Here is a 26,181-nt window from a genome sequence, read left to right as displayed (position 1 = left end):
CCACCGACGTCACTCGTCGTCATCGTCGTCGAGCCGGGCCAGCCAGGTGGCCAGCCGCTCGACGGGGGTCTCGAACTCGGGGTTGAGGTCGACGAACGTCCGCAGCTGCTCCGCGAGCCACTCGAACGAGACCTCTTCCTCTCCCCGCCGGGTGGCGAGCTCCTCGATTCCGCGATCCGTGAAGTACACGCTGCAAGGTTAACGGGGTGCACGCCTGCCGCTGACGAGGCCACGCGGACGCGGCAGCCGTCAGAGGGTTGACGTTCGAACATGTGTTCGAATACAATGGTTCATGGCCATCGCAGCCCTGCATCCTTCACCGCCCGTGGCGGTGGCCGATGGAGTGCGCCAGGTGCACGCGGTGCTGGACCGGTGCGAGCGCGCCGCGGACCTCTCGGGACAGGCGGCCTCGGTCCTCATCGATGACGTCGACCGGGCGGTGACTCGCTTGCAGGCGCTGAAGCTCGACCTCGTCGCCGCCGTCGACCGGGCCGATCTCGCCTCGGACTCGGGGATGACCGGGACCGCGGCCTGGCTGGCGGCCAGGTCCCGTACGGACGGTGCGACTGCGGCCAAGGAAGTACGGCTCGCGACCGCCCTCGGCGAGGGACTGCGGGCGACCCGAGCCGCACTGGCCGAGGGACGGCTGTCGACGGAGCACGCCCACGTGATCGCCCGCACGGCGCACCAGCTGCCGGCTGGGGTCGACGACGCGGAGCGTGCCTCCATCGAGCGATCCCTGGTGGCCGTCGCCCGTCGGGTCGACCCGGTCGCGTTGCGCAAGGCGGCCCGCCGGGCGCTGGCGTCGGCGCAGCGCAGTCAGGCCGAGGTCGACGCGCACGAAGAGGCCGTCCTGCGCGCCGAGGAGGAGCAAGCGCTGGCCGCCACCAAACTGACGCTGCACGACAACCGCGACGGGACCATCACGGGTCACTTCACGGTTCCCACCCTCGCCGGGCAGATCTTGAAGAAGGTCATCCAGCAGATCGCATCACCCCGTCGGTTCGCCCAGCGAGCGGCGCAGGACGCCCGGGCCAGGGCGGCCGAGTGCGGCTCCGACCTGAGCGACGCGCGGGTGGCGGAGGCGACGTGGGCGAGGTTCCGGGCCGAGGGGCTGGACTGGTCCCAGAAGTACGGACACGCCTTCGTCGAGCTTCTCGAGCACCTGCCCACCGACCACCTGACCGGCAAGGTCAACGCCACGGTCCTCGTCACCCTCGACCACGAGCGGCTGGCTGCGGGGCTCGGCGCCGCCCACCTCGACACCGGGCACGACGTGTCCGCCTCGGAGGCTCGGCGACTGGCCTGCGGTGCGGGCCTGGTCCCCGCAGTCCTCGGCGGGCAGTCGCAGGTGCTCGACCTCGGCCGCGGCCAGCGCTTCTTCAGCGAAGCTCAACGGGTGGCGTTGGCCCTGACGTACGACAGCTGCGCGGCCGATGGCTGTGACCGGCCCTACGCCTGGACCGAGCAGCACCACGAGGATGCGTGGGCATGGGGTGGCTCGACCGACCTGCACAAGGCCGTTCCCTTGTGCGGTTACCACCATCGGCGCATTCACGACGCGTCCTACCACCACAGCGTCGCCCGAGAGGGTCCTCGAAAACGAGTCACGTTCGTCAAGCGCCCCTAGGTGCAGCGGGGACATGCGTATGCCGCGCGGCCCGAGGTCGTTGGGGCCACGCGGCATACGTCGTGCGTGCGGGTCGCTGCCCCGGTGGTCAGGGGCAGCGACGGGTCACTGGCGCAGGGCCGAGGTGATCAGCTCGTTCTGCTGCTCGGCGTGGCGCTTGCTCGAGCCGGTCGCGGGCGAGGCCGAGGCCTTGCGCGAGACGATCTGCAGCGCACGCTGCTCGCCGAGGTCGGCGAGGGCCTGCGGCAGGTTGAGCGCCATGAAGGGCCACGCGCCCTGGTTGCGCGGCTCGTCCTGGACCCAGACGACGTCGGCGTTCGGGTACTTGGCCAGCTCGGCGGCGATCTCCTTGGCGGGCAGCGGGGCGAGCTGCTCGACCCGGACGATCGCCGTCGTGCCGTCGTCGGCCTTGTCGCGGGCAGCCTCGAGGTCGTAGACGACCTTGCCGCTCGCCAGCAGGACCCGGGTCACGGCTGCGGCGTCGAGCTCGCGGCGGTCGGGGAGGACCGGACGGAACGTGCCGGTGGTGAAGTCCTCCGGCATGCTGCTCGCGGCCTTGAGGCGCAGCATCGACTTCGGGGTGAAGACGATGAGTGGACGACGCGGACGGGCGTAGGCCTGACGGCGCAGGAGGTGGAAGTAGCTGGCCGGGGTCGACGGGTAGGCGACCGTCATGTTGTCCTCGGCGCACATCTGCAGGAAGCGCTCGATGCGGGCGGAGGAATGGTCCGGTCCCTGGCCCTCGTAGCCGTGGGGGAGCAGCAGCACGACGGACGAGCGCTGGCCCCACTTCTGCTCCGAGGAGGAGATGAACTCGTCGACGATGGTCTGGGCGCCGTTGAAGAAGTCGCCGAACTGCGCCTCCCACAGGACGAGGGCGTCGGGGCGCTCGACGGAGTAGCCGTACTCGAAGCCCATGGCCGCGAACTCCGACAGCAGCGAGTCGTAGACCCAGAACCGGGCCTGCCCGTCGCCGAGGTAGAGCAGCGGGGTCCACTCCTCCGCGGTGTGCTTGTCGATCAGCACGGCGTGCCGCTGGACGAACGTGCCACGGCGGCTGTCCTGGCCGGCGAGGCGGACCGGTGTGCCCTCCATGAGCAGGGAACCGAACGCCATGAGCTCGCCGGTGGCCCAGTCGATGCCACCCTCGCGCGTCGAGGCGGCTCGCTTCTCCATGGCCTGGGCCAGCTTCGGGTGCACCGTGAAGCCCTGCGGCGGGTTCACGAACGCATCACCGATGTGCTGCAGCAGGTCGCTGGAGATGGCCGTCTCCTGGGCGGAGCGGGTCGTCTGGTCCTTGGCCTGGGCCGACGGCGGCTCGAGGCCGGAGTGGCCCTCGGCGTCGGTCCCGGCCAGCGTCGGGTCGACCGCTTCCTGGGAGGCGGCCTCCTTGAGGGCGGCCTTGGTCTCGACGAACACGCGCTCGAGCTGCTGCTGGTAGTCGCGCAGCGCCGCCTCGGCCTCTTCCTGGCCGATGTCACCGCGGCCGATGAGGGCCTCGGTGTAGAGCTTGCGGACCGAGCGCTTGGCCTCGATGAGGTTGTACATCAGCGGCTGGGTCATCGACGGGTCGTCGCCCTCGTTGTGGCCACGGCGGCGGTAGCACACCATGTCGATGACGACGTCCTTGTTGAACTCTTGGCGGAACTCGTACGCGAGCTCGGCGACCCGGACGCAGGCCTCGGGGTCGTCGCCGTTCACGTGGAAGATCGGCGCCTGGATCATCCGGGCCACGTCGGTCGAGTAGGTCGACGAACGCGAGGCGCTGGGCGACGTGGTGAAGCCGACCTGGTTGTTGATGACGACGTGGATGGTGCCGCCGGTGCGGTAGCCGCGCAGCTGGGAGAGGTTCAGCGTCTCGGCGACCACGCCCTGACCCGCGAACGCCGCGTCACCGTGCATGAGCAGCGGCAGGACCGTGAAGTCCTCGCCCGCGAGGTCGAGGCGGTCCTGCTTGGCCCGCGTGATGCCCTCGAGCACCGGGTTGACGGCCTCGAGGTGGGAGGGGTTGGCGGCGAGGTAGACCTTGGTCTTGCTGCCGTCCTCGGCGACGAACTCGCCCTCGGTGCCCAGGTGGTACTTCACGTCGCCGGAGCCCTGCACGGACTTGGGGTCCTGCTTGCCCTCGAACTCACGGAAGATCTGGCCGTAGGACTTGCCTGCGATGTTGGCGAGCACGTTGAGGCGCCCGCGGTGCGGCATACCGATGCACACCTCGTCCATGGAGTCGGCGGCGGCGCGGCACAGGATCCGGTCGAGCAGCGCGATGACGGACTCGCCGCCCTCGAGGCTGAACCGCTTCTGGCCGACGAACTTGGTCTGCAGGAACGTCTCGAACGCCTCGGCGGCGTTGAGGCGGCGCAGGATCCGCAGCTGCTCGTCAGGGCCGGGCTTGGCGTAGCCGACCTCGATCTTGGACTGGAGCCAGCGTCGCTGCTCGGGGTCCTGGATGTGCATGTACTCGGTGCCGATGGTGCGGCAGTAGGAGTCACGCAGGATGCCGAGGATCTTGCGCAGGCGCAGCATCGGCGCCCCGCCGAAGCCGCCGGTCGCGAAGTCACGCTCGAGGTCCCAGAGCGTGAGCCCGTGCGACGTCACGTCGAGGTCGGGGTGGCGGCGCTGGCGGTACTCCAGCGGGTCCGTGTCAGCCATCAGGTGGCCGCGGACGCGGTAGGCGTGGATGAGCTCCTGGACTCGGGCCGTCTTGTTGACGTCGTCGTCGTGGTGCGCGGAGATGTCGCGGACCCAGCGGACCGGCTCGTACGGCAGGCGCAGGCTCTCGAAGATCTCGTCGTAGAAGCCGTTCTCGCCGAGCAGCAGCTGGTGCACGATCCGCAGGAAGTCACCGGACTGCGCACCCTGGATGATGCGGTGGTCGTACGTGCTGGTCAGGGTGAGGATCTTGGAGACGGCGTTGCGGTTGAGCGTCTCCTGGCTCGCGCCCTGCCACTCGGCGGGGTACTCCAGCGCGCCGACGCCGATGATGGCGCCCTGGCCGGACATCAGGCGCGGGACCGAGTGGACGGTGCCGATGGTGCCGGGGTTGGTCAGGGTCAGCGTGGTGCCCTGGAAGTCCTCGACGGTGAGCTTGCCGCCACGGGCCTTCTTGACGACGTCCTCGTAGGCGGTCCAGAAGTGGGCGAAGTCCATCGACTCGGCGGACTTGATCGACGGCACGAGCAGCTGGCGGGTGCCGTCCGGCTTGGCCATGTCGATGGCGAGGCCCAGGTTGACGTGCCCGGGGACGACGAGAGCGGGCTTGCCCTTCTCGTCGGTGGTGTAGCCGTTGTTCATCTCCGGCATGTGGCCCAGCGCCTTGACCAGGGCGTAGCCGATGAGGTGGGTGAACGACACCTTGCCGCCGCGCGAGCGGGCCAGGTGGTTGTTGATGACGACCCGGTTGTCGATGAGCAGCTTGGCGGGGACGGCGCGGACGCTGGTCGCCGTGGGGACCGTCAGCGACGACTCCATGTTGGTCACCGTGCGGGCGCTCGCGCCACGCAGCGGCTTGACCTCGTCCTGGTTGACCGGGCCGGTCGACTTCGGCGCCTGCGGCTCGCGGGGCTTGGGCTGCTCCTTGGCGGCCGCCGCCTCCTTGTCCTCGGGCTTGTCGGCGACCGCGGTGTCGGTCTTGGCGTCCGAGCGGTCGGTGCTCGTGGCCTGGGCCTTGCCGGAGTCGGTGGCCGAGGAGGCCGTCCCGGTGCTCGCGGGGGCGCTGGCCGGCTTCGCGGGGGCCTGCTCCGCAGGCTTCGCGGCGGCCGGCTTCGCAGCAGCCGGCGCCTGTGTGGCAGCAGCCGGGGCCGGTGTGGCGGCGGCCGGCTTCGCGGCGGTCCCGTTGGGCGCTCCGTTGGAAGGCGTGGACCCGTTGCCGCCACCACCATCCGACGGCGTGTAGTCCTCGAAGAACGACCACCACGCCTTGTCGACGGAGTTCTTGTCGTTCTGGTACTGCTCATAGAGCTCGTCCACGAGCCACTCGTTCGGCCCGAAGGCCGCCATGGGGTCGCTGGTCGGGGACTGGTCGGGCACGGCGGATACGCCTCTTTCGTAGCGTCGACAATGACGGGCAATGGGTGCACCCAGCCTATCCCCGTCCGCGTGCTCAGGGGCAGGCGGGTTGACCCGATTCGGACGCGATCCGGGTCACTGCGAGCACCCCGTCCGACCTGCGGGTATGCCGCGGGGCCGGCTCCCTGACGGAAACCGGCCCCACGAGCGGGTTGCGGACGCGCCCGTGTCAGCTGATGTCGCTGCGGATGGTCCGCAGGGAACCCAGTCCCGCCAGCACCGCCGCATACGCGGCGAGCACGAGGGCGGCCGCCCACCACTCGAGCGTCGGCGCGGCGTTCTCGCCGGTCTGCTGCACGCCGTTCACCATGGCGTTCGTGGCGGCACCCGGGAGGTACTCGACGACGTGCTCGCGCCCGAACTCCCAGAAGGAGAGGCCGAAGCGGGCCAGCGGCTCGACGATCCACGCGACGCCGATCGCTATGAGCAGGGCAGCGACCTGGTTGGGGATGAGGATGCCCGCGCCCAAGCCGATGAGCGCCCACAGCCCGAGCACCAGCAGGCTGAGCGCCAGCGTGCGGAAGACCCCGGACGTGGGGAAGGGCTCGAACCCCTTCGCGTTGAGGATGATCGCCCCGGCGATGACCGAACCGACGAGGGAGATGATCCCGTAGATCGCCCCGATGCCGAGCAGCGCGATGACCTTGGCGCCCATCACCCGGCCGCGACGCGGCACGCTCAGGAAGGTGCTCGTGATGGTCTTGTGCCGGTACTCGGCGCCGATCTGCAGGACGCCGATCGTCAGGGTGAGCAGGTAGCCGATGCTCAGGCCACTCGTGTAGACGCTGTTGGCGATCTGCTCGGCCGTCCCGGACGGAGCGCCCTGCGCCGTACCGTTGGTGAAGGCGTCACTGGTGTAGAGGAACCCGAAGGCGACGGCGAGGCCGGCACCTGCGACGAACATGGCGATGGCCATGCCCCACCACATGCGGGTCGAGAAGAACTTGCGGAACTCTGCGCGGACTGCGGCGGTCATCCGTTCGCCCCTTCCTGGCCGGTGACGGCATCCCGTTCCGGGGGTGTCCCGGCACCGAGGTTGCGGTTGGTCCCTTCGGTGAGCTGGAAGAACACGTCCTCGAGGTCCGTCGTGGCGGCCCGCAGCTCGTAGACGGGAAGTCCCGCGCGCAGGGCCACGTCGCCGATGAGGCGCAGGTCCGACGTCTCGACGCGCAGGGCGCCGTCCGAGGGCGTGCTGGTCACGTCGGCGACGCGGAGCGCGCCCGCGAGGGCGTCTGCGTCACTGGTGCGCACGATGGCCCCGCCGTTGCCGTGGAGGTCGGCCATGGTGCCCTGCTTGACCAGCCGGCCGTTCGAGATGATGACGACGTCGTCCACGGTCTGCTCGACCTCCTGGAGCATGTGGCTGGAGATGAGCACCGTCTTGCCCTCACCGGACAGGTGGCGCAGGAAGCCGCGCAACCAGCGGATGCCCTCGGGGTCCAGCCCGTTGGCCGGCTCGTCGAGGATGAGCACCTGCGGGTCGCCGAGCAGGGCGGCAGCAAGCCCGAGACGCTGCCGCATGCCCATGGAGTAGCCGCCGGCACGCTTGCGTGCAGCGGCCGGGATGCCGACCAGCTCGAGCATCTCGTCGACCCGGGCGCTCTTGACGCCCATCGTGTCGGCGAGCACCCGCAGGTGGTTCCGGCCGGACCGTCCCGGGTGGAAGTTCGTCGCCTCGAGCGCCGAGCCGACCACCGACATGGGTGCCTCGATCTCCCGGTACTGGCGTCCGCCGATCGTGGCGGAGCCCGCCGTGGGGGAGATCAGGCCGAGCAACATGCGCAGCGTCGTGGTCTTGCCGGCCCCGTTGGGGCCGAGGAAGCCGGTGATCCGACCCGGCTCGACGGTGAACGACAGGGCGTTGACGGCCGTAAAACTGCCGAACTGCTTGGTGAGGTCGCGGACCTCGATGCGAGCGCCCTCTCGAGGCGTCCTGGGTGGGCTGGTGGTCTGGGTGGTCATCGTTCCCCCGGGCTCATGGACATGGCGCCATCCTCCCAACTCACGTGGGGTGAGGGTCAACGGGGTTTGATCCCGCGCGCGTCGTCGGAGTCGGCCTGGGGGAGCAGGCGACCCTAGGATGGCCTGCACTATGACCGAATGGTTACTGGTCCTCGCAGGCGTGGGACTGACTGCGGGGACCGCCGTGTTCGTGGCGACCGAGTTCTCCCTCGTCGCGCTGGACCGCCCGACCGTCCAGAAGGCCATCGACGGCGGGGACACCGGGGCGGAGCCCGTGCTGGCCTCGCTGCGCCGCCTGTCCACCCAGCTGTCTGCCGCGCAGGTCGGCATCACGCTGACGACGCTCATCCTCGGGTTCATCGCCACCCCCTCGATCGGGCGGCTGCTCGAGACCCCACTGGGGGCCGCCGGCCTCTCCGGGGGGACGCTGGACTCGGTGGCCGCCGGGCTGGCCCTGGTGGTCGCCACCCTGTTCTCGATGGTGTTCGGGGAGCTGCTGCCGCAGTTCCTGGGCATCTCCGCCCCCCTGCGGACGGCCAAGGTCGTCGCTCGACCGGTGCGGATGTTCGCGGTCGTCTCGCGCCCGTTGATCGTCGTCCTCAACGGCTCGGCCAACCTGTTCCTGCGTGCCCTCGGCATCACCCCGCAGGAGGAGCTGTCCGGCGCCCGCACGCCGCAGGAGCTCACCTCCCTGGTCCGGCGGTCCGCCGAGGCGGGCACGCTCGACGAGGGCACCGCCCGCCTGGTCGCACGCTCGTTGGGGTTCGGTGAGCAGACCGCGGCCGACGTGATGAGCCCCCGGGCCAGGTCCACGTCGATCGAGCGCACCGCGACCGCCGACGACGTCGTGCGCCTCGCACGGCGCACCGGCCACTCGCGCTTCCCGGTGACGGGGGAGGACTGGGACGACATCGACGGTGTCGTCCACGTCAAGCGCGCCATCGCCGTCCCCCACGAACGCCGGCACGACGTCCCCGTGTCGGCCCTGATGGTCCCGCCCCTGCTGGTCCCCGAGACCATCCGCCTCGACCCGCTGCTGCTCATGCTCCGCGAGCACGGGCTGCAGCTGGCCATCGTCGTCGACGAGTACGGCGGCACGGCCGGCATCGTCACCCTGGAGGACGTCGTCGAGGAGATCGTGGGCGAGGTGTCCGACGAGCACGACGTCTTCCGGACGACCGGCCGCGAGCTCACCGATGGATCGTGGACCGTGCCCGGACTGTGGCGACCGGACGAGGTGCGTGACCGCCTCGGCGCCGGGGTGCCCGACGGCCCGGCGTACGAGACGACCGGGGGGTTCGTCATGGCCGAGCTGGGCCGTATCCCCGTCGTGGGGGACCGCGTCGAGATCCCCGGCTGGGAGATCACCGTCCTCGCGATGGACGGGATGCGGGCCGACCGGCTGCGCTTCCGTGCCGAGGACCCCGAGGCCGTGGTCGAGGGCGTCGGCGCGACCGGACCCACCGCTGGAGGTGCCGACGGCACCGGGACACCGCCGGACCCGTCGCCCGCCCCGGGAGGCGCTGCCGCCCAACCCGGCCCGCGCCACACGGAGGAGCCGCGATGAGCGCCGGCGCCGTCTGGGTGACGGTCCTGCTGCTCCTGCTCAACGCCTTCTTCGTGGGGGCGGAGTTCGCGGCGATGGCCGCGCGCCGCTCCACCCTCGAGCCCCTCGCCGCAGCTGGGTCGCGGCGGGCACAGACCTGCCTCGACGCGCTCGAGCAGATGGGGTCGCTGCTCGCGTGCGCCCAGCTCGGCATCACCGTCTGCTCGGTGCTGCTCGGTGCCGTCTCCGAGGCGGCCCTGCACCACGCCCTCGAACCCGTCGTCGAGCACCTCGGGCTCCCCGCCGGGGTGGCCGACGGCGGCGCCCTCGCGCTCGCGCTGCTCATCGTCGTGTACCTGCACGTCGTCGTCGGCGAGATGATCCCCAAGAACCTCGCGCTCGCGGGACCCGAGCGCTCGGCGCTGGTGCTCGTCCCGGCGCTGCTGTTCATCACCCGGGTGCTGCGGCCGGTCATCTCCGTCATGGAACGGCTCGCCAAGTCGCTCGTGCGGCTGTTCGGGGTGGAGCCCAAGGACGAGATCGCCTCCACGTTCACCGTCGAGGAGGTCGAGCACATCCTCGCCGAGAGCCACCACGAGGGGCTCATCGAGGAGGGGCAGCACGGCCTGGTCGGTGCGGCCCTGGAGTTCAGCGACAAGGACGCCGTCGACGTCGCCGTCCCCCTCGCCCAGCTGGTGACCCTCCCGCTGACCGCCACCCCGGACGACGTCGAGCGGCTGGTCGCCAAGCGGGGTTTCTCGCGCTACCCGATGGTCGACCGCAACGGCGGGCTCGCGGGGTACCTCCACCTCAAGGACGTCCTGTACGCCGACGACACCGAGCGCTCCATCGCGGTCCCGGTGAAGCGGGTCCGCAAGCTCGCGACCGTCCAGTCCGCCGACGAGGTCGAGGAGGTGCTGCGGACGATGCAGCGCACGGGTGCCCACCTGGCCCGGGTCGTGGACACCGACGGCGCCGACATCGGGGTCGTCTTCCTCGAGGACGTCATCGAGGAGCTCGTCGGCGAGGTCGCCGACGCCTCCCAGCGCTGACCACCCGCTGACCATCGGCTGACCACCCGCCCGTCGATCGGGCACCAAAAAGGCCGAGTGCGTCGCACTCGGCCGATTGGTGCCCCCGGCAGGATTCGAACCTGCGCTCCCGCCTCCGGAGGGCGGTGCTCTATCCCCTGAGCTACGGGGGCCGAACCACGCCCCGTGAAAGGCGCGCCCGGTGAGGGTAGCAGCCTAGGGTGGCCCTCATGGAACGCGGGGGACTGGTCATGGTGTGCGACGACACCGAGCCGATCCGACGCCTCATCCGCCTCAACCTCGAGCTCGAGGGGTACGACGTGGAGGAGGTCACCGACGGCGCCCAGCTGCTGGCCCGGCTGGGCGAGCGTGCCGACGAGGGACAGCCCCTCCCCGGGGTGATCACGCTCGACGCCCACATGGTGCCGCGTGACGGCTGGTGGACCATCGCTCAGATCCGCGGTGACGCCCGGTTCAGGGACATCCCGGTGCTCATGGTCACCGCGTCGGTGCAGCAGCACGACCGCACCCAGGCGACGGCCTCCGGGCTCGACGCGTTCGTCGCCAAGCCGTTCGACCCGGAGTACCTCATCTCCCTCGTGGACGGCTTCATGGCGGAGGGTCGCAGCCACACCCCGGCGCCGTGACCGGGCACCTGCGGGCCAGCCCTAGACTTGCCCGGTGACTCCCGAACAGCTCGCTGCTGCCATCCGCACCGCCCTGACCGACGCCGTCGCCGCGGGCGACCTCGCCGTGGACGTGCCCGCGGAGGTCCGGGTGGAGCGACCGAGGAACCGCGACCACGGCGACTGGTCCACCAACGTCGCGCTCCAGCTGGCCAAGCTCGCGGGTATGCCGCCGCGCGACGTCGCGGCGCTGCTCGCCGACCGCCTGGGCCGGGTCGACGGGGTCAAGGCGGTCGACATCGCCGGGCCCGGGTTCCTCAACATCACCCTCGACGCGGCCTCGGCCGGTGAGCTGGCCCGCAGCATCGTGGAGGCGGGGGAGGCCTACGGCCGCAACGACTCCGAGGCCGGGCACGTCATCAACCTCGAGTTCATCTCGGCCAACCCGACCGGGCCGCTGCACCTCGGCCACACCCGTTGGGCGGCGCTCGGCGACGCCATGAGCCGACTGCTCAAGGCGTCCGGGGCCGACGTGACGACCGAGTACTACATCAACGACGCCGGCGCCCAGATGGACAAGTTCGCGGCGTCGGTGCTGGCCAGCGCCAAGGGTGAGCCCACCCCCGAGGGCGGCTACCCGGGTGCCTACGTCGACGACCTCGCCGCCCAGGCCCTCGCCGCCCGCCCGGACCTGCTCGACCTGCCTGCCGACGAGCAGCTGGCCGAGGCGCGCTCGCTCGCGTACGCCGCGCAGCTCAAGGACATCAAGGACACGCTCGCCGACTTCGGCGTGCACTTCGACGTGTGGTTCTCCGAGGAGCAGCTGCACGCGTCCGGTGCGGTCACCCAGGCGGTCGACCGGCTGCGCGCGCAGGGCCACGTCTTCGACGAGGACGGCGCCGTCTGGCTGCGCACGACCGACTTCACCGACGACCGCGACCGCGTGCTGATCCGCGCGAACGGCGAGCCGACGTACTTCGCGGCGGACGCGGCGTACTACCTGTCCAAGAAGGACCGCGGCTTCGACGAGAAGATCTACCTACTCGGTGCCGACCACCACGGCTACATCAACCGGCTCAAGGCGATCGCGGCCTGCGCGGGCGACGACCCCGAGCACAACATCGAGGTCCAGATCGGTCAGCTGGTCAACCTCGGTGGGGCGAAGCTCTCCAAGCGGGCGGGCAACATCATCGAGCTGCGCGACCTCATCAACTGGATCGGCACCGACTCGATCCGGTACTCGCTGGCCCGCTACCCGGCCGACAGCCCGCTGTCGCTCGACGGCGAGGAGCTGCGCAAGCAGACCAACGACAACCCGGTCTTCTACGTCCAGTACGCCCACGCGCGGACCTCGAACGTGGCGCGGCTCGCGGGGGAGGACGGGGTGTCCCGTGCGGACGGCTTCGACCCGTCGCTGCTATCCGACCCGACCGAGGCCTCGCTGCTGGCCATCCTCGGGGACTTCCCGCGGGTCGTGGCGCAGGCGGCCCACCTGCGTGAGCCGCACCGCGTCGCGCGCTACCTCGAGGACCTCGCCGGCCACTTCCACAAGTGGTACGACACCTGCCGCGTGCGGCCGATGACCGCCGACGAGGAGGTCACGGACCTGCACCGCAGCCGGCTGTGGCTCAACGACGCGACCCGCCAGGTCTTGGCCAACGGACTGGCGCTGCTGGGAGTCTCCGCACCAGACAGGATGTAGCCCATGCGCGCTCACGAGGCTGGTGCCCTCCACGCCGAGGGGTACGGCGGTCCGCCGCACTGGTTGCCCACCCCGGGCGACGTCAACGAGCTCATGCCCCAGCTGTGGCCGCAGACGGTGGCCCGCGACGAGCAGGGCCGGCTGACGGTCGGTGGGCTCGACGTGGTGAGCATCGCTCGCGAGTTCGGCACCGCGGCATACGTGCTCGACGAGGAGGACTTCCGCGCGCGGGCGCGGGCGTTCCGTGACGAGTTCGCCCAGCCGTTCGCCGAGCTCGGCGGGGTCGACGTCTACTACGCCGGCAAGGCGTTCCTGTGCACCGAGGTCGCGCGCTGGGTGGCGGACGAGGGGCTCTGCCTCGACGTCTGCTCCGGCGGCGAGCTCGCGGTCGCGCAGCGCGCGGGGTTCCCGGCGGAGCGGATCGGCCTGCACGGCAACAACAAGTCGCTCGCCGAGATCCGACAGGCGCTGGAGTACGGCGTCGGGCGGATCGTCGTGGACTCGTTCGAGGAGATCGAGCGCGTCGCCGCCGTGGCGACCGAGCTGGACGTCCGCGCGCCGGTCATGGTGCGTGTGACGGTCGGCGTCGAGGCGCACACGCACGAGTTCATCGCCACGGCCCACGAGGACCAGAAGTTCGGGTTCTCGCTGGCCGGCGGCCGGGCCGCGGAGGCCGTCGCCCGGATCCTGGAGCACGACGGGACCCTGGACCTGCTCGGCCTGCACTCGCACATCGGCAGCCAGATCTTCGACACCAGCGGCTTCGAGGTGTCGGCGCGACGGCTCATCGGCCTGCACGCCGAGGTGGCGCGGGTCCACGGGGTGCACATGCCCGAGCTCGACCTCGGTGGCGGATACGGCATCGCCTACACGTCGGAGCACACGCCGCTGCAGCCGCGCGAGCTCGGGGAGCAGATGGCCGACCTCGTCGCCCGTGAGCTCAAGACCGTCGGCGACGGGAGCCCCGACGTCCCCGCGCCGAAGATCTCGATCGAGCCCGGCCGGGCGATCGCCGGCCCGAGCACCTTCACCCTGTACGAGGTGGGGACGGTCAAGGACGTCGACCTCGGCGGGGGCCTCACGCGCACCTACGTCTCGGTCGACGGCGGCATGAGCGACAACATCCGCACCGCCCTCTACGACGCCGACTACTCGTGCACGCTGGCCAGCCGCCGGTCCGAGGCCGGGCCGCGGCTGGCGAGGGTGGTCGGTAGGCACTGCGAGAGCGGTGACATCGTCGTCATGGACGAGTACCTCCCGGACGACATCACGGCCGGCGACCTCGTCGCCGTCCCGGGGACCGGCGCGTACTGCCGCAGCATGGCCAGCCAGTACAACCACACGCCCCGGCCGCCGGTCGTGGCCGTCCGCGACGGACGGGCGCGGGTCCTCGTGCGGCGCGAGACCGTGGAGGATCTGCTGGCGCTCGATGTGGGCTGAGGAGATCTGGCGGCGGGACCGGCACGTTGCGCGAAGACGTCCGGATGACGGAACAATGAGCGTCCACAACGTGGTCACACGGCACGATGGCCGGACCGCAACCAAGCCCCCAGGGGCGCTGAGGAGCACGTCGTGAGTGACAGCCAGAAGGTGACGGCAGGGGAGCCCCTGCGGGTCGCCCTGCTCGGGTGTGGCGTGGTCGGGTCGTCCGTGGCCCGCCTGCTCACCGAGCACGCCGACGACCTCGCGGCCCGGGTGGGTCGCCCGCTCCAGCTCGTCGGCATCGCGGTGCGCCGCGCCGGTCGGGACCGCTCCGACCTGCCCGTGGACCCCGCGCTCTTCACGACCGACGCGGACGAGCTCGTCACCCGCGCCGACATCGTCATCGAGGTCATCGGCGGCATCGAGCCGGCCCGTGGCCTGATCGAGAAGGCGATGGCCCACGGCGCGTCCGTGGTCTCCGCCAACAAGGCCCTGCTCGCCGAGGCCGGGCCCGGCCTCTACGCCTCGGCCGCCCAGCACGGCGTGGACCTGTACTACGAGGCCGCCGTCGCGGGCGCCATACCGATCCTGCGGCCGATCCGGGAGTCCCTCGCGGGCGACGACGTGCGCAAGGTGCTCGGCATCGTCAACGGCACCACCAACTACGTCCTCGACAAGATGGACAGCACCGGTCAGGGGTTCGCCGAGGCGGTCGAGCAGGCGCAGGCCCTCGGGTACGCCGAGGCCGACCCGACCGCGGACGTCGAGGGGTTCGACGCGGCGGCCAAGGCCGCGATCCTCGCCTCGCTCGCCTTCCACACGCGGGTCTCGAGCGACCAGGTCTACCGCGAGGGCATCACCGAGGTGAGTGCTGCCGACGTGCAGGCCGCACGCGAGATGGACTGTGTCGTCAAGCTCCTCGCGATCTGCGAGCGCACCGAGGTCGCGGGTGAGGACGGGGAGCTGGCGCCTGGCGTCAGCGTCCGGGTGCACCCGGCGATGATCCCCCGGTCGCACCCGCTCGGCGGGGTGCGCGACGCCTTCAACGCGGTGTTCGTCGAGGCGGACGCAGCCGGGCAGCTGATGTTCTACGGCAAGGGCGCCGGTGGTGACCCGACCGCGAGCGCCGTCCTCGGTGACGTCGTCGCCGTGGCCCGGCACCGCGTCGGTGGCGGACGAGGTCCGGGGGAGTCCGCCTACGCGGACCTGCCCGTCCTCACGATGGGTCAGGCGCTGACGAGGTACCACATCAGCCTCGCCGTGGCCGACCGTCCCGGCGTCCTCGCCCAGGTGGCCACGGCGTTCGCGGCGCACGACGTGTCGATCGAGACCGTGCGCCAGAAGGTGGTCGTCGACGAGGAGGGCGGGGAGACCCGCGCCAGCCTCGTCGTGGTGACCCACACCGCCCCCGACGCCGCGCTGTCCGCCACGGTCGAGGCGCTCGCCGCGCTCGACACGGTGCACGAGGTCACGTCCGTGATGAGGGTGGAGGGAGCCTGATGCCGACGATGTGGAAGGGCGTCATCCGCGAGTACGCCGACCGCCTGCCGACGCTGGCCGGTGCCCCGGTCATCACGCTGCAGGAGGGTGGCACGCCGCTCATCCCGGCCGAGCACCTGTCCTCGCTCACCGGCGCGAACGTCTTCGTGAAGTACGAGGGCCTCAACCCCACCGGTTCGTTCAAGGACCGCGGCATGACGGCGGCGATCTCGGTCGCGGCCCGCAACGGTGCCAAGGCCGTGATCTGCGCGTCCACGGGCAACACCAGTGCCAGCGCGGCCGCCTATGCGACCAAGGCCGGTATGACGTGTGCGGTCCTGGTGCCCGACGGCAAGATCGCGATGGGCAAGCTCAGCCAGGCGATCGCCCACGGGGCGACGCTGCTGCAGGTCGACGGCAACTTCGACGACTGCCTGACGTTGGCCCGCAAGCTGGCCGAGGCGTACCCGGTCGAGCTGGTGAACTCCGTCAACCCGGCGCGCATCGAGGGCCAGAAGACGGCGTCGTTCGAGGTCGTCGACGCCCTCGGGGACGCCCCCGACATCCACTGCCTGCCCGTGGGCAACGCCGGCAACATCACGGCCTACTGGAAGGGCTACCGGGAGTACCACCGCGGGTCCGAGCAGCCCGGTCCGGCGAGAAGGCTGCCGCAGATGTGGGGCTTCCAGGCCGCCGGCGCCGCCCCCATCGTCCTGGGCCACCCGGTCGACGAGCCGGACACGATCGCGACCGCGATCCGGATCGGCAACCCCGCTTCGTGGAAGCAGGCCGAACAGGCGCGCGACGACTCCGGCGGCCGGATCGAGTCGGTCACCGACACGCAGATCCTGCACGCCCACCGGGTGCTGTCCGCGGAGGAGGGCATCTTCGTCGAGCCCGGGTCCGCCGCGTCCGTCGCGGGGCTGCTGCAGGCCGCCGAGGCCGGACAGGTGCCGGCCGGGGCGACCATCGTCTGCACCGTGACGGGTCACGGGCTCAAGGACCCGCAGTGGGCGCTGCGCAACGCCGACGGTTCCGACGTCACCCCGACGCGGGTGTCCGTGGACGCGTTCACCGCCGCCCAGGCGCTGGGGCTGGACGGCTGATGGGGGCTGCCCTGACGCCCGGGGCGGCAGTCGAGGTGCGGGTCCCGGCGAGCAGCGCGAACCTCGGGCCGGGGTTCGACTCCGTGGGGCTGGCCCTCGGCCTGTGGGACTCCTGCGTCGCGACGGTGACCGAGGAGCCCGGCCTGCGGATCGACGTGGAGGGGGAGGGGTCCGCCGACGTCCCGCGCGACGCCACCCACCTGGTCCACCGGTCGATGCTGCGCGCCTGGGAGGAGCTCGGCGTGGACGCCCCGGCCGGGCTTCACCTGGCCTGCCGCAACGAGGTGCCCCACGGCCGTGGCCTGGGCTCGTCGGCGACGGCCATCGTCACGGGAATCGTTGCGGCACAAGGCCTGCACGACGTATGCCGCGAGCTCACCGATTCCCTCGACCTCGCCTTCACCAACACCCTGGCGGCTCGTCTGGAAGGGCACCCGGACAACTCGTCCGCGTCCGTCTACGGCGGCCTGACCCTGTCGTGGTCGGACGGCGACGGCGACGGCACGCACACCGTGCGGTTGTCCCTGCACCCCGACGTGCGGATCCGGGTGCTGGTGCCGGCGACCCAGCTCTCCACCGCCAAGGCCCGCTCAGTGCTGCCGACCCACGTGCGGCACGGCGACGCGGCCCTCAACTCCGCCCGGTCGGCCCTGCTGGTGCAGGCCCTCACCGCGCACCCTGAGCACCTGCTGGCGGGGACGAGGGAATGGCTCCACCAGGAGGCGCGGCGCGAGTCGTTCGGCGGCTCGATGGAGCTCGTCGACAGCCTCCGGGCCGCAGGGCACGCCGCGGTGATCTCGGGTGCCGGGCCCTCCGTCCTGGTGCTGTCCACGGTTGACGCGGTGGACGGGGTAGCTCCTCTGGGTGACGGGGCCTGGCAGCTCCTCGACCCCGGCGTGCCGGACGAAGGAGCGCAGGTCAGGGCCCTGACACCCTGACCGACAATCTGGACAGGCTGGACTTCCTGACCGGCCAACGGTGTTACATTGAGCACGCACCCGCCGCCGATGCCGCCTCTTCGCGGACCACCGTTCGGGTCGCACCCTCCACATGACGGCAGCGTTCGCTGCCTTGGCCTCACCGTGCTGCATGTGGCTCCACTGGTCGGCCCACTGCCGACCCAAGCACCGGCTCGGGATCTGAACCCGGCCGCATACGAGGGGGAAGGATCCTTCGTGACAGACACCACCACTCTCGGCACTGCGCCCGCGCAGGACGAGAAGCCGCGCCGTTCCGGTGCCCTGAGCACCATGAAGGTGGCGGAGCTCCAGGGCCTCGCCGCGAGCATGGGCATCGCCGGGACCGCGAAGATGCGCAAGGGCGACCTCGTCGCCGCGATCAAGGACCGTCAGTCCGGTGGCACCGCGCCGCGCCGCGACAGCGGTGCCGAGCGCCCGGCCGCGGACACCGCGTCGGCCGCCGCCGCCGTGACCGAGGCCCCACGGGCCGACGCGCGCCGTGAGGACACCCGGGGTCAGGCGCAGCGTGCCGACTCCTCGCGTGCCGACGCCGCAGGGGGCGATTCCCTGGGTGCCGAGTCCCCGCGCACTGAGTCCCCGCGCGCCGAGGCGGAGCAGGCTCGCGCCGCACGCCAGCAGGCGCGGTCGGAGCGTTCTGCCCGTGCGGCCGAGCGCCGTGCCGAGCGCCCGCAGACCGAGCAGGCGACCGAGCGTTCCGGCTCCGACCGTGCCGGCTCCGACCGTGCCGCCTCCGACCGCGCCGCCTCGGAGCGCAGCGCCGCCGAGCGTGCCGGCTCCGACCGGGCCGCGACCGACCGGCAGCAGGACCGCGAGGACCGGCCCGAGCGCACGGACCGCCAGCAGCAGCGCGCCGACCGCGCCGAGCGCCAGGCCTACCGGGCCGATCAGGCCGACCGTGCCGACCGTGCCGACCGTGCCGACCGGGCCGATCGCCAGGACCGGGGCGAGCGCCAGCAGGACCGCGACGACCGCCAGGACCGGGGCGAGCGCCAGCAGGACCGCGACGACCGCCAGCAGGGTGACCGGCAGCAGGGTGACCGGCAGCAGGGTGACCGGCAGAACACCCGCACCCAGCAGCAGGGCGACCAGAACCAGGGTGGCCAGAACCAAGGCGCTCAGGGCGGCCAGAACCAGGGCGGGTACGGCGACGACGACGGCGAGGGCCGTGGGCGCCGCCGCAACCGCAACCGCAGCCGCAACCGTGACAAGCGCACCCGCACCGACCGCCCCTACGGCAATGACTACGAGTCGGAGCCGCAGGTGGCCGAGGACGACGTCCTGATCCCCGTCGCGGGCATCCTCGACGTCCTGGAGAACTACGCCTTCGTGCGCACCTCGGGCTACCTGCCCGGGTCCAACGACGTCTACGTCCCGCTGGGCGCGGTGAAGAAGAACGGCATGCGCAAGGGCGACGCCGTCACCGGTGCGGTGAAGGCACAGACCGAGGAGCAGCAGCAGAACCAGCGCCAGAAGTTCAACGCGCTGGTCCGCCTCGACACGGTCAACGGCATGACCCCCGACGAGGCCCGCAAGCGGGTCGAGTTCGGCAAGCTCACGCCGCTGTACCCGCAGGAGCGCCTGCGCCTGGAGACCGAGGCCGGCCTGCTCACCACGCGGGTCATCGACCTCGTCGCCCCGATCGGCAAGGGCCAGCGCGGTCTCATCGTGGCCCCGGCCAAGGCCGGCAAGACGATGGTCATGCAGGCCATCGCCAACGCCATCACGACGAACAACCCCGAGTGCCACCTCATGGTCGTCCTCGTGGACGAGCGTCCCGAGGAGGTCACCGACATGCAGCGCGCGGTGAAGGGTGAGGTCATCTCCTCGACCTTCGACCGTCCCGCGGAGGACCACACCACGGTGGCCGAGCTGGCCATCGAGCGCGCCAAGCGGTTGGTCGAGATGGGCCACGACGTGGTCGTGCTGCTCGACTCCATCACCAAGCTGGGTCGCGCGTACAACCTCGCGGCCCCGGCGAGCGGACGCATCCTGTCCGGTGGTGTCGACAGCGCCGCGCTGTACCCGCCGAAGAAGTTCTTCGGCGCCGCCCGCAACATCGAGGACGGCGGTTCGCTGACGATCCTCGCGACGGCGCTGGTGGAGACCGGGTCACGCATGGACGAGGTGATCTTCGAGGAGTTCAAGGGCACCGGCAACATGGAGCTCAAGCTCGACCGGGGGCTGGCCAACCGCCGGATCTTCCCCGCGGTCGACATCAACAACTCCGGCACCCGCAAGGAGGAGATCCTCCTGTCCGGGGAGGAGCTCAAGATCATGTGGAAGCTGCGACGGGTGCTCGCAGCGCTCGACCAGCAGCAGGGGATCGAGCTCCTCATCGACCGGCTCAAGAAGACCAAGAGCAACGTCGAGTTCCTCATGCAGGTCCAGCAGAACTCCTCGCTCAAGCCGCAGGACGACGAGAACGCCTGACGCCTGTCGGTCACGGCCCCTGGGGCCGCAGCGGGTGGAGCCCGGCACCGAGGTGGTGCCGGGCTCCGTCGTCGCCGGTGGAGCGCGTCACGGGTCACGAAGGGCCCCTCATTCATTCCGCGTACCCGGCGATTTCTCTGGTTGATGGAGGCGCCGAGTAAGCCGTTCGGCCGTATTTGCCATCGCAGGCCCATGGATGCCCGCCGACGCGAGCTGTTGGGGTCCGTACCCCATACATTTGATGTAATGCAACGTAGTGATCCAGGAATGGCGAAAGGACTAGCCGTGGCGGCAATGCCCGATGGGGCCCGTGTGCTCATTGCTGACGACGACCCGGACATCCGTGACCTCGTGGAGTTCAAGCTCACGCAGTCGGGGTACGCCGTCGAGGCCGTGGGTGACGGACTGGCTGCCTGGGAGTCGTTCCAGGCACAGCGCCCGGCGCTCGTCATCCTTGACGTCATGATGCCCGGCCTGTCCGGCATCGACGTCCTGCGCAAGATCCGCGACAGCGAGAACGGCGCGGTGCCGGTCCTGCTGCTCAGTGCGAAGTCGCGCGACAGCGACGTCGACACCGGCTTCGCGGTGGGTGCGGACGACTACGTGATCAAGCCGTTCAGCCCACGGGAGCTCCTGCACCGGGTGAACGGCATGCTCTCCCGAGCGCGGTGACCACCCGCCAGCTCCTCCTCGGCATCGAGTTCCTGGTCCTCGTCGCCTGCGTGGGGCTCGCGCTCAGCGTCATCGTCTCGAAGGTGGTGCGGCTGACGCGGGAGAACCGTACGGCCATCGCCCTGTCGCCCGTCCGTGGAGCCCTCATCGAGCTCGCCGCGGGTGAGCCCGAGGGCCTCGCCGTGCTGCGTGGCGCTCGTGGTGAGACCGCGGACGCCATCGACGAGGCGGCCGTCCGCCTCCTGGCCAAGGTCCGCGGCGAACCAGCCACCCAGCTCGTCGCCGTCCTCGAGGACCACGGCGCGCTCGAGCGCGCCAAGGCCGACGCCTCGCACCGCTCGCCGGTCCGCCGCGCCCACGCCGTGCAGCTGCTCGGCCTCGCGCGCGTCGCCGACTCCACCCCCCTGATCTCCGAGGCGCTCGAGGACGAGGCGTCCGAGGTGCGCGCCAGTGCCGCGTATGCCGCCTCCTACCTCGCCGACCCGTGGCTCGCCGCGCCCCTGCTGCGGTCCGTGGGGGTGGGTGAGGGCATCCCCGCCGGCCTCGCCGCCGACGCGCTGCTCGAGATGGGGGTGGAGATCGTCCCCGTGCTGCGGGCCGCCATGCGGAACCCCGCGCCGCGCACCCGGATGGTCGCGGCCCACGTCGCGGGCGTCGGTACCTTCGTCCAGGCCCTCCCCGAGCTGCGGGAGCTCGTCGGTTCCGACCCCGACCTGACCGTGCGCGTCGAGTCGGCCGAGGCCCTCGGGCTGATCGGTCGCGACTCCGAGGTCGACCTCCTCGCGCGGCACACGGCCGTCGGTGTCGCCACCGACCTGCGCCGGGCCTGCGTCCGCGCCCTCGGTCGGATCGGCGCCGCCAACGCCCTGCCCACCCTCGTGGGCCTGCTGGACGACACCGACACCCGGCTGGCCGAGCTCGCGGCGCACGCCCTCGTCGAGCTCGGGGCGCCCGGCATGGAGACCCTCGAGGCCCGTCGCGCCGAGCCTGCTGCCGGCACCGCCCTCGTCCTCGCGGGGCTCAAGGCGGCCCGTTCGTGAACGGGTTCCTCGACGGCCTCCGGTCGGTCGTGCAGTGGCTCTACGACGTCACCGCCATCCCGATCCTCGTCTACTTCACGCTGATCAACCTGTCCTTCCTCGTGCTCATCGGCACGGCGGCCCTGCAGTTCCGCCGGTACCTGCGCATGCGCGACGCCTCGGTGGACACCCTCGGTGGTGAGCTAGCCCTCGGGGTCTCGGTCATCGTCCCGACGTACAACGAGGAGGTCGGCGTCGTGACGTCGACCAAGGCGATGCTCTCCCTGCGCTACCCGCGCCACGAGGTCGTCATCGTCGACGACGGCAGCACCGACAACACCTTCCCGCTGCTGCGCGAGGCCTTCGACCTCGTGGAGATCCCCCGTGAGGTCCCGCGTGACATCCCACTGCGGGCCCAGATCACCGAGGTGCACGTGCCCCGGGACGGGCACACCCGGCTCGTGGTCGTGCGCAAGACGAACTCGGGGCGGTCCGAGGCCATCAACGCCGGCATCAACGCGGCGATCGAGCCGCTGGTGGCCGTCATCGACGCCGACTCGATCCTGGAGCCCGACGCCCTCCTGCGTGTCAGCAAGCCCTTCACCGACGACCCCACCCGCATGGTCGCCACGGGTGGCACCATCCGCGCGGTCAACGGCAGCCGGGTCGTGTCCGGCCGTCTCGTGCGGTTGGCCATGCCTAAGCCGTGGCTGGCCCGGATCCAGGTCGTGGAGTACCTGCGGGCGTTCCTCATCGGGCGCACGGGCTGGTCGCGCCTGGGGATGCTCATCCTCATCAGCGGCGCGTTCGGCATGTTCCGGCGCGACGTCGTCGTCGAGGTCGGGGGACTGGACCCCGACAGCATCGGCGAGGACTTCGAGCTGATGCTGCACATCCACCGCCACATGATCGACACGAAGCGGGACTACCGCGTCGAGTTCGTCCCGGAGCCGGTCTGCTGGACCGAGGTGCCGTCGAGCTTCGCGGTGCTGGGTCGGCAGCGGCGGCGATGGCACCGGGGCCTGTGGGAGACCCTCTGGGCCTACCGCGGGATGATGTTCCGCCGTCGCTACGGACGCCTCGGCGCCCTCGCCCTGCCGTACTACTGGTTGTTCGAGCTGTTCGCCCCGCTGCTCGAGGCCTTCGGGATCATCGTCGTCGTCCTCGGACTGGCGCTGGGGATCGTCAACGTCCCCTACGCGATCCTGTTCATGCTCCTCGCCTACGGCCTCGCGATCCTCGTCACCCTGGCCGCGATGTCGGTCGAGGAGTGGGCCTTCCACCGCTACACCCGCTGGCGCGACCTGCTCACCACGTTGGCAGCGGCGGTCCTGGAGAACTTCGGGTACCGGCAGCTCACGGTCTTCTGGCGCCTGTCGGGTTGGTGGGCGAGCCTGCGCGGGAAGAAGCAGGTGTGGGGCGTCATGACGCGGACCGGCTTCGACGAGGTCCAGCCTTGAGCCGTCCGGCGCAGTGGTCGGTCTCGGCCCAGCTGCGCCTCCTCGTCATCACCATGCTCTGCATCGTCCCCGTCGTCGCCGGCGCCGCCCTGCTGACCGTGCGCTCCAACTCGCTGGACACGGCGCGCTCCAGCCAGGCGTTGTCGCCGGCCATCGATGCGACGAACGCCGTGCGCCAGACGATGACGGACGCCAACACGGCGTGGATCCGGCAGGTGGCTGGGACCTCGAACGACGAGGCCGCCGAGGTCCGTGCCGCCCTCACCACGATCGAGCAGCTCGTCGACCGCCAGCAGGCGGCCCTGTCCCGCGACGTGCTCCCACGCAGCGACCGCACGCGGTACCTCCAGCTGAGCCGCGACCAGGAGACGGCCGCCCAGGCCTGGTTCGACTGGATCGACCAGCCCGCGACGGGAACCGACGCCGCCGCGAGGACCGCGCTCCTGGCGGGTGCGGACCAGCGGTTCGACGCGTTCCGCGCCGTGTCGGCCACCCTCCAGTCCCAGCTCGGCGACCAGCGTGCGCAGACGCGCGAACGCATCGCCGGCGCGTTCAACCGCCTGCTCGCCCTCATGCTGCTGCTCACCGTGCTGTCGGTGGTGGGGGCGTACCTGATGTGGCGCACGATCGAGGGTTCGCTGTCGCGTCCCATCGTCCGGCTGCGCGGTGTGGTCGGCCGCCAGCGCGCCGGTGATGTGCTCGCCATGGCCGACGGCAGGGCCGGGGCGGCCGAGATCCGGGCGCTCGCCGACGACTTCAACGACCTGACGACGACCAACCGGGCGCTGCTGGAGGAGCAGGCCCAGGTCCTGCGCATGCACGAGCTGGTGCTGGACGTCGCCCAGATGGTCCGCAGCGCCGAGGACATCGAGGAGGTGCTGCGACTGGTCTGCTCCCACCTGGGCACCGAGATGCGCGCCGACCGGGTGCTCCTCTACACCCTGGGCGACGGCGAGGGCGGGGTCGACGAACGGGTCCAGTGGCACCGCGACGACCTGCCGCCACTGCCGCCCCTGCCGCCGTCCCTGGCCGGCAGCGTCCCCGACGTGAACCGCGAGCTGCGCCGCGAGGGGTCGGTCTTCGTCATCCGCGACCTGCTCGACCCCGAGGTCGCCCGCGACGAACGGGCCGCGGCGTTCCACCGGGCGACCGGGGCCCGCTCCCTCGTCATGGTGCCGGTCGGCGTGGGAGAGCGCGGGCTCGGTGTACTGGCCCTGATGACGGTGGACATCTACCGGCGCTGGCGGCGCTTCGAGATCCAGGCCGTCCAGCAGTGCGCCGGCTACCTGGCCCAGACGATCGCCCAGCTGCGCCTCAACGAGATGCAGCTCGAGCAGGTCCGCCGGCTCACCGAGCTCGACCGCCAGAAGACCGACTTCATGGCCACCGTGAGCCACGAGCTGAGGACGCCCCTGACGTCCATCAGCGGGTACCTCGAGCTGCTCGAGGACGGTGACTACGGCGGCCTCGAGCCCTCCCAGCAGTCGGCCCTGCGGGTCATCGGCCGCAACGCGTCCCGCCTGCGCGGGCTGATCGAGGACCTGCTGGTCCTGAACAAGATCGAGGCCTCGGGCCTGGAGTCCGACCCCGAGGACGTGCTCGTCAGCGACGTGGTCCGGGGGGTCACCGAGATGCTGCAGCCGGTCGCGGCCCGCGGGTCGGTGCGCCTCGTCGTCGACGACGTCGACCCCTGCCTCGAGGTGCACGTCGACCGCATCCAGCTCGAGCGCGCCCTGATCAACCTCGGCTCCAACGCGGTGAAGTTCACGCCCGCCGGTGGCGTCGCCACCATCACCACCCGGGCCGTGGGCCGGGAGGTGCAGATCAGCGTGGCCGACACGGGCATCGGCATCCCGGCCAAGGACCAGGCCCGGCTGTTCGACCGCTTCTTCCGGGCCTCGAACGCCAACGCCCAGGCGATCCCCGGGACCGGTCTCGGGCTGGCCATCGTCCGGGCGATCGTCGAGGGGCACGCGGGCACACTGGGCTTCGAGTCGACCGAGGGGGTGGGGACGACGATGACCATCACCCTCCCGCTGCTGGGCAAGCCCGCCCCGCCCCGCCGGATGGCGCCGCCGGCGTCGGTCTCCGCGCCTGCTTCGGTCCCCGTCACCGCGACCCCTCCCGGACCTGCCTCGGGGAATGAGCAGCAGGCCTCTGCCGTTTAGGAGATGTGCGCCGCTGTCTGGCACACTTGACCGCTGACCGGTTCACGGCAGCCAGGGCACTCCGCCCGGCCGACCCGGTCTCATGACTCAAGGAGCGCGAAGTGAAGAAGGACATCCACCCCGAGTACGTCGACACCACGGTGACCTGCACCTGTGGCAGCACGTTCACGACCAAGAGCACCGCCACCTCCGGCCAGATCCGCGCCGAGGTGTGCTCGCAGTGCCACCCGTTCTACACGGGCAAGCAGAAGATCCTCGACACCGGTGGTCGCGTGGCCCGCTTCGAGGCCCGCTACGGCAAGAAGGCCGCGGCCGAGAGCAAGTAGCTTTCCCGATGCGCCGGTCCTGACCCTCGTGGTCAGGGCCGGCGCATTGCTTTACCTGCCACCCCGCGCCGAGAACCACCCCGCGCCGAGAACCACCCCGCGCCGAGAACCACCCCGCGCCGAGAACCACCCACGCCCGACCCACGCCCGACCCAGGAGCCGTCATGTTGGAGTCCGCCGCAGCCCTCGTCCAGGAGCACGCCGACCTCGAGCAGCAGCTGGCCGACCCCGAGGTCTTCGGGGACCAGGACCTCGTCCGCCGGTTGAACAAGCGGTATGCCGCGCTGGGACCCACCGTCGCGGCCTACCACGCGTGGCACGCGGCGACCGATGACCTGGCCGCCGCCCGCGAGATGGCCAAGGAGGACGCCGAGTTCGCAGCCGAGGTGCCGTCCCTGGAAGCGACCCTCGAGGCCGCGGAGGACAAGCTGCGCCGCCTGCTGGTGCCCCGCGACCCCGACGACGACCGTGACGTGATCCTCGAGGTGAAGGCGGGGGAGGGTGGCGAGGAGTCGGCGCTGTTCGCGGGCGACCTGCTGCGGATGTACCTGCGC

Annotated in this window: 20 protein-coding genes and 1 tRNA gene; 16 read left to right on the top strand and 5 right to left on the bottom strand. The window is 71.2% G+C overall.

Annotation, left to right across the window (positions count from 1 at the left end):
- Positions 1–9: 9 nt before the first annotated feature.
- Entirely contained in the window at positions 10–189 is a 180-nt protein-coding gene (locus ASD62_RS06630) for a DUF6104 family protein (protein WP_056915280.1), read from the bottom strand.
- Positions 190–292: 103 nt separating this feature from the next.
- On the opposite strand from ASD62_RS06630, the gene ASD62_RS06625 reads away from it, so the two are divergent.
- Positions 293–1,630, top strand: a complete 1,338-nt coding sequence (locus ASD62_RS06625; RefSeq protein WP_082580605.1) for an HNH endonuclease signature motif containing protein — start codon at positions 293–295, stop codon at positions 1,628–1,630.
- Positions 1,631–1,735: 105 nt separating this feature from the next.
- Here ASD62_RS06625 and ASD62_RS06620 read toward each other — a convergent pair whose 3' ends face one another.
- The 3 genes from ASD62_RS06620 to ASD62_RS06610 all read right to left on the bottom strand — a co-directional run bounded on the left by ASD62_RS06620 (position 1,736) and on the right by ASD62_RS06610 (position 7,660).
- Positions 1,736–5,629 carry a multifunctional oxoglutarate decarboxylase/oxoglutarate dehydrogenase thiamine pyrophosphate-binding subunit/dihydrolipoyllysine-residue succinyltransferase subunit gene (locus tag ASD62_RS06620; RefSeq protein WP_056917213.1) on the bottom strand — a complete coding sequence of 1,298 codons (3,894 nt, stop codon included), beginning with the start codon at positions 5,627–5,629 and terminating at the stop codon, positions 1,736–1,738.
- A 238-nt stretch (positions 5,630–5,867) separates the two neighbouring features.
- Entirely contained in the window at positions 5,868–6,674 is an 807-nt protein-coding gene (locus ASD62_RS06615; RefSeq protein WP_056915278.1) for an ABC transporter permease, read from the bottom strand.
- Entirely contained in the window at positions 6,671–7,660 is a 990-nt protein-coding gene (locus tag ASD62_RS06610; RefSeq protein WP_056915277.1) for an ABC transporter ATP-binding protein, read from the bottom strand. Before ASD62_RS06610 ends, ASD62_RS06615 begins: the two co-directional genes overlap by 4 nt.
- Positions 7,661–7,790: 130 nt before the next feature.
- Here ASD62_RS06610 and ASD62_RS06605 point away from each other — a divergent pair, with 130 nt between their 5' ends.
- Positions 7,791–9,227 carry a hemolysin family protein gene (locus tag ASD62_RS06605; RefSeq protein ID WP_082580604.1) on the top strand — a complete coding sequence of 479 codons (1,437 nt, stop codon included), beginning with the start codon at positions 7,791–7,793 and terminating at the stop codon, positions 9,225–9,227.
- Entirely contained in the window at positions 9,224–10,258 is a 1,035-nt protein-coding gene (locus ASD62_RS06600; RefSeq protein ID WP_056915276.1) for a hemolysin family protein, read from the top strand. Before ASD62_RS06605 ends, ASD62_RS06600 begins: the two co-directional genes overlap by 4 nt.
- Positions 10,259–10,335: 77 nt before the next feature.
- On the opposite strand, the gene ASD62_RS06595 is transcribed toward ASD62_RS06600, so the two are convergent.
- Positions 10,336–10,410, bottom strand: a tRNA-Arg gene (locus ASD62_RS06595).
- A gap of 57 nt (positions 10,411–10,467) precedes the next feature.
- On the opposite strand from ASD62_RS06595, the gene ASD62_RS06590 reads away from it, so the two are divergent.
- From ASD62_RS06590 to ASD62_RS20615, 13 genes are all read left to right on the top strand, one after another.
- The gene (locus ASD62_RS06590; RefSeq protein ID WP_082552858.1) at positions 10,468–10,884 is read left to right on the top strand and encodes a PleD family two-component system response regulator; all 417 of its coding nucleotides are present in this window, start codon (positions 10,468–10,470) and stop codon (positions 10,882–10,884) included.
- A 34-nt stretch (positions 10,885–10,918) separates the two neighbouring features.
- Entirely contained in the window at positions 10,919–12,565 is a 1,647-nt protein-coding gene (gene argS / locus ASD62_RS06585) for an arginine--tRNA ligase (RefSeq protein WP_056915274.1), read from the top strand.
- A gap of 3 nt (positions 12,566–12,568) precedes the next feature.
- Positions 12,569–14,005: a diaminopimelate decarboxylase gene (lysA, locus tag ASD62_RS06580; protein WP_056915273.1), complete on the top strand. Its 1,437-nt coding sequence runs from the start codon at positions 12,569–12,571 to the stop codon at positions 14,003–14,005.
- A gap of 132 nt (positions 14,006–14,137) precedes the next feature.
- Positions 14,138–15,487, top strand: a complete 1,350-nt coding sequence (locus ASD62_RS06575) for a homoserine dehydrogenase (protein ID WP_056915272.1) — start codon at positions 14,138–14,140, stop codon at positions 15,485–15,487.
- Positions 15,487–16,572, top strand: a complete 1,086-nt coding sequence (thrC, locus tag ASD62_RS06570; RefSeq protein WP_056915271.1) for a threonine synthase — start codon at positions 15,487–15,489, stop codon at positions 16,570–16,572. The genes ASD62_RS06575 and thrC overlap by 1 nt, the downstream gene beginning before the upstream one ends.
- On the top strand, positions 16,572–17,510 hold the full coding sequence (locus ASD62_RS06565; protein WP_056915270.1) for a homoserine kinase: 939 nt from the start codon (positions 16,572–16,574) through the stop codon (positions 17,508–17,510). Before thrC ends, ASD62_RS06565 begins: the two co-directional genes overlap by 1 nt.
- Positions 17,511–17,747: 237 nt before the next feature.
- Entirely contained in the window at positions 17,748–19,982 is a 2,235-nt protein-coding gene (gene rho, locus ASD62_RS06560) for a transcription termination factor Rho (protein ID WP_255354134.1), read from the top strand.
- Between the two features lie 294 nt (positions 19,983–20,276).
- Positions 20,277–20,654: a response regulator transcription factor gene (locus ASD62_RS06555; RefSeq protein ID WP_056915269.1), complete on the top strand. Its 378-nt coding sequence runs from the start codon at positions 20,277–20,279 to the stop codon at positions 20,652–20,654.
- Positions 20,651–21,694 carry a HEAT repeat domain-containing protein gene (locus tag ASD62_RS06550; protein WP_056915268.1) on the top strand — a complete coding sequence of 348 codons (1,044 nt, stop codon included), beginning with the start codon at positions 20,651–20,653 and terminating at the stop codon, positions 21,692–21,694. The genes ASD62_RS06555 and ASD62_RS06550 overlap by 4 nt, the downstream gene beginning before the upstream one ends.
- Complete coding sequence (locus ASD62_RS06545; protein ID WP_056915267.1) at positions 21,691–23,133, top strand: glycosyltransferase; 1,443 nt, start codon at positions 21,691–21,693, stop codon at positions 23,131–23,133. Before ASD62_RS06550 ends, ASD62_RS06545 begins: the two co-directional genes overlap by 4 nt.
- On the top strand, positions 23,130–25,301 hold the full coding sequence (locus tag ASD62_RS06540; protein WP_056915266.1) for a cell wall metabolism sensor histidine kinase WalK: 2,172 nt from the start codon (positions 23,130–23,132) through the stop codon (positions 25,299–25,301). The genes ASD62_RS06545 and ASD62_RS06540 overlap by 4 nt, the downstream gene beginning before the upstream one ends.
- Positions 25,302–25,402: 101 nt before the next feature.
- Positions 25,403–25,627 (top strand): 50S ribosomal protein L31, encoded by a 225-nt coding sequence (gene rpmE / locus ASD62_RS06535; RefSeq protein ID WP_056915265.1) that lies wholly within the window; start codon positions 25,403–25,405, stop codon positions 25,625–25,627.
- A 164-nt stretch (positions 25,628–25,791) separates the two neighbouring features.
- Positions 25,792–26,181: PCRF domain-containing protein (locus ASD62_RS20615; protein WP_235530651.1), on the top strand; the 390-nt coding region annotated here is incomplete at its 3' end.

Origin of the sequence: Phycicoccus sp. Root563, assembly GCF_001427915.1 — a bacterium.
In the GTDB taxonomy this organism is placed as follows: domain Bacteria; phylum Actinomycetota; class Actinomycetes; order Actinomycetales; family Dermatophilaceae; genus Pedococcus.
This window is presented reverse-complemented; position numbering and strand designations above follow the sequence as displayed.